The following is a 243-nucleotide window of genomic DNA, read 5'->3' on the forward strand; positions in this document are numbered from 1 at the left end:
CGTTCGTCGCCGGCATCGCGAGGCAGATCCAGTTCGCCGATCCCGGGCGTCGCGATGCGACAGCCATTGCCCTCGCTTCGCAGCAGCTCTGCCGGCAGGAAGTTCATGGTCGGGGAGCCGATGAAGCCGGCCACGAAGCGGGTCGCCGGCGCCTGATAGAGCGTCTGGGGGCTGCCGACCTGCTCGATGCGCCCATCACGCAGTACCACGATCTTGTCGGCCAGCGTCATGGCTTCGACCTGG

The 243-nt window shown here is 67.5% G+C and carries 1 pseudogene; it reads right to left on the reverse strand.

From position 1 onward, the window contains the following. Positions 1–230 (reverse strand): annotated as a pseudogene (locus R0J88_RS22790) (ABC transporter); the annotation flags it as partial. Between the last annotated feature and the right edge of the window lie 13 nt (positions 231–243).

The sequence above is a fragment of the Pseudoalteromonas sp. SIMBA_162 genome (assembly GCF_046535955.1).
In the GTDB taxonomy this organism is placed as follows: Bacteria; Pseudomonadota; Gammaproteobacteria; order Enterobacterales; family Alteromonadaceae; genus Pseudoalteromonas; species Pseudoalteromonas marina.